This is a genomic window from Ruegeria sp. YTSC230 (assembly GCF_059609665.1).
In genome coordinates, this window is the sequence record NZ_JBXWMC010000025.1 from 1 (window position 1) to 3,185 (window position 3,185).

Here is a 3,185-nt window from a genome sequence, read left to right on the forward strand (position 1 = left end):
AAACGCACCCCATTGCATTCTTTGCACGTTGAGTTGGGGGGTAAGTTGGTTGATTTTGCTGGGTGGGAGATGCCTGTTCAGTATCCTTTGGGGATAATGGGGGAGCATAAGCAGTGCCGTGAGAAGGCGGCGTTGTTTGATGTGTCTCATATGGGTCAGGTGATCCTGCGCGGTGAGAATGTGGGTGAGAAGCTGGAAGCTCTGTGCCCGCAGGCCTACGCGACCCTGAAGCCGGGCAAGGCGCGGTACGGTTTCTTTACCAACGCGGATGGCGGGATCATGGACGATTTGATCGTGTCGAATGCGGGGGATTACTATTTCGTGGTGGTGAATGCGGCGCTGCGCCATCAGGACATTCCGCATATGCGGGACAATCTGGACGGCGTCGAAGTGATCGAGATCTTCGACCGCGCGCTGGTGGCGGTGCAAGGCCCTGCGGCGGAAAACGTGGTTGGGGATCTGTGCCCTGCCGCCCGCGACCTGAAGTTCATGGAAACCACTGAGGCCCCGATCAACGGCGTAGACTGCCGCATCTCGCGTCTGGGGTATACCGGCGAGGACGGGTACGAGATCTCGATCCCCGAGGACAAGGCGATCGAAGTTTCGAAAGCCTTCCTGGCGCATGAGGATTGCGAAGCGGCCGGTCTGGGCGCGCGCGACAGCCTGCGGCTGGAGGCGGGTCTGTGCCTCTATGGCAATGACATCGACCAGAGCACCTCGCCGATTGAGGCCAGCCTCGGCTGGGCGATCCAGAAGCGCCGCAAGGAAGAAGGCGGCTTTCCGGGCGCAGACCGCGTGCAGAAGGAACTGGCCGAAGGCCCTGCTAAAAAGCTGGTTGGCATCAAGCCCGATGGCCGCGCTCCAGCGCGTCAGGGCGTGGAAATCCAGTGCGCCGAGGGCAATACGATCGGTCAGATCACCTCGGGCGTATTTGGCCCCACGGTCGGCGGACCGGTGGCGATGGGCTATGTTTCCAAGGGCCACGGTGAGCCGGGCGAGACGGTGAACCTGATCATCCGGGGCAAGCCGCAGCCGGCGCAGATCGTGGCGCTGCCCTTCGTCAAACAGAATTACAAGCGTTGAAGTCAGGAGAGAGACAACATGGCAACCTATTATTCCGAAGAGCATGAATGGCTGACCGTCGAAGGCGACACGGCCACTCTGGGCATCACCAAGCACGCGGCTGAACAGCTGGGCGACGTGGTGTTCGTGGAGCAGCAGGAAGCAGGCGATGAGTTTGAAAAAGGCGGCGAGATCGGCGTGATCGAATCCGTCAAGGCCGCCTCCGAGCTTTATGCCCCGGTCGATGGCGAGATCACGGAAGTGAACGAAGCGCTGGCCGACAACCCCGGCGCGCTGAACGAAGACCCCGAGGGCGAAGCCTGGATCTACAAGATCAAGATCGCGGATGCCGCGCAGCTGGAGGATCTGATGGATCTGGACGGCTACAAGGCCCTGATCGGGTAAACCCAAACGGCGGGTCCTTTCGCGGATCCGCCCCTTCATCTGGCTAAAAATATCCCCGCCGGAGGCTCCTGCCAGAGCGGCCGGGCGAGACATTCCCTGAGGAGCATGACCTATGGCCTTCAAACTGACTGATTACGAAGCCTATGACTTCGCCAACCGCCGCCATATCGGGCCCAGCCCGACGGAAATGCGCGACATGCTCAAGGTGATTGGCTTCAAGACGCTGGACCAGCTGATCGACGCCACCGTCCCGCCTGCGATCCGGCAGAAAGAGCCGCTGGACTGGGGTCCGGCGATGACCGAACGCGATGCGCTCTTTTACATGAAAGAGGTGGCGAGCAAGAACAAGGTTCTGACCTCGCTGATCGGTCAGGGCTATTACGGCACCACCACGCCGGCGCCGATCCTGCGCAACATCCTGGAAAACCCGGCCTGGTACACCGCCTATACGCCCTATCAGCCCGAGATCAGCCAGGGCCGGCTTGAGGCGCTGCTGAACTTCCAGACCATGGTCAGCGACCTGACCGGGCTGGACGTGGCCAACGCCTCGCTCCTGGACGAAGCCACAGCCGCAGCCGAAGCGATGGCGATGGCCAAGCGCGGCGGGCGGTCAAAGGCCAACAACGCGGCCTTCTTCGTCGACAAGAACTGCCACCCGCAGACCATCGCGGTGATCAAAACGCGTGCTGAGCCTCTGGGCATCGACGTGCAGGTGGCCGACCCGGACACGCTGGACGCAGGGTCGGTCTTTGGCGCGATCTTCCAGTATCCCGGCACCCACGGCCATGTGCGCGACTTCACCAACGAGATCGCCGCCCTGCACGAACATAAAGCCATTGCCATTGTTGCTGCCGACATCCTGTCGCTGGCGCTGCTGAAGTCACCGGGTGAGATGGGCGCGGATATTGCCATCGGCTCGACCCAGCGCTTTGGCGTGCCGATGGGCTATGGTGGCCCGCACGCAGCCTATATGGCGACCAGTGACAAGCTGAAGCGGTCGATGCCGGGCCGGATCATCGGTGTGTCCATCGATGCACGCGGCAACAAGGCTTACCGCCTGGCGCTGCAGACGCGTGAGCAGCACATTCGCCGCGAGAAGGCCAACTCGAATGTCTGCACCGCGCAGGCGCTCTTGGCGGTGATTGCCTCGATGTATGCCGTGTATCACGGCCCCGACGGCATCAAGGCCATCGCACAATCGGTGCACCGCAAGACCTCGCGCCTGGCCGCCGGTCTGGAAGAGGCAGGCTTCTCGGTCGAGCCAGAGGTGTTCTTCGACACCATCACGGTTGAGGTCGGCCACCTGCAGAATGTCGTGATGGAGGCCGCCGTGGCCCGCGGTGTGAACCTGCGCAAGGTCGGCGAGACCAAGGTCGGCATCAGCCTGGACGAACAGACCCGGCCCGAGACCATCGAGGCCGTCTGGGGTGCCTTCGGCATCGATCGCACCGATGACAGCTCAAACAAAGTCTATCGCCTGCCCGATTACGCGCTGCGTGAAAGCCCTTACCTGACCCACGAGATCTTCCACAAGAACCGGGCCGAGGCCGAGATCACGCGCTATATGCGCCGTCTGGCCGACCGCGATCTGGCGCTGGACCGGGCAATGATTCCGCTGGGGTCCTGCACCATGAAGCTGAACGCGACGATCGAGATGATCCCGGTCACCTGGCCCGAGTTCGGCAATCTGCACCCGTTCTGCCCCGAAGATCAGGCGC

The 3,185-nt window shown here is 62.2% G+C and carries 3 protein-coding genes; all 3 read left to right on the forward strand.

What is annotated here, in order from left to right; all coding sequences use genetic code 11:
• Window positions 1–1,083 (forward strand): glycine cleavage system aminomethyltransferase GcvT (gene gcvT / locus AC2FD9_RS23095; protein ID WP_282154372.1); only part of this gene is annotated, 1,083 nt, incomplete at its 5' end.
• Between the two features lie 18 nt (window positions 1,084–1,101).
• Window positions 1,102–1,467 carry a glycine cleavage system protein GcvH gene (gene gcvH, locus AC2FD9_RS23100; RefSeq protein ID WP_058271403.1) on the forward strand — a complete coding sequence of 122 codons (366 nt, stop codon included), beginning with the start codon at window positions 1,102–1,104 and terminating at the stop codon, window positions 1,465–1,467.
• Window positions 1,468–1,579: 112 nt separating this feature from the next.
• A partial coding sequence (locus AC2FD9_RS23105; protein WP_496838927.1) for an aminomethyl-transferring glycine dehydrogenase occupies window positions 1,580–3,185 on the forward strand: 1,606 nt, incomplete at its 3' end.

Coding starts and splice junctions, on each gene's coding strand:
- gcvH (WP_058271403.1), top strand. CDS start 1,102: ATGGCAACCTATTATTCCGAAGAGCATGAATGGCTGACCGTCGAAGGC.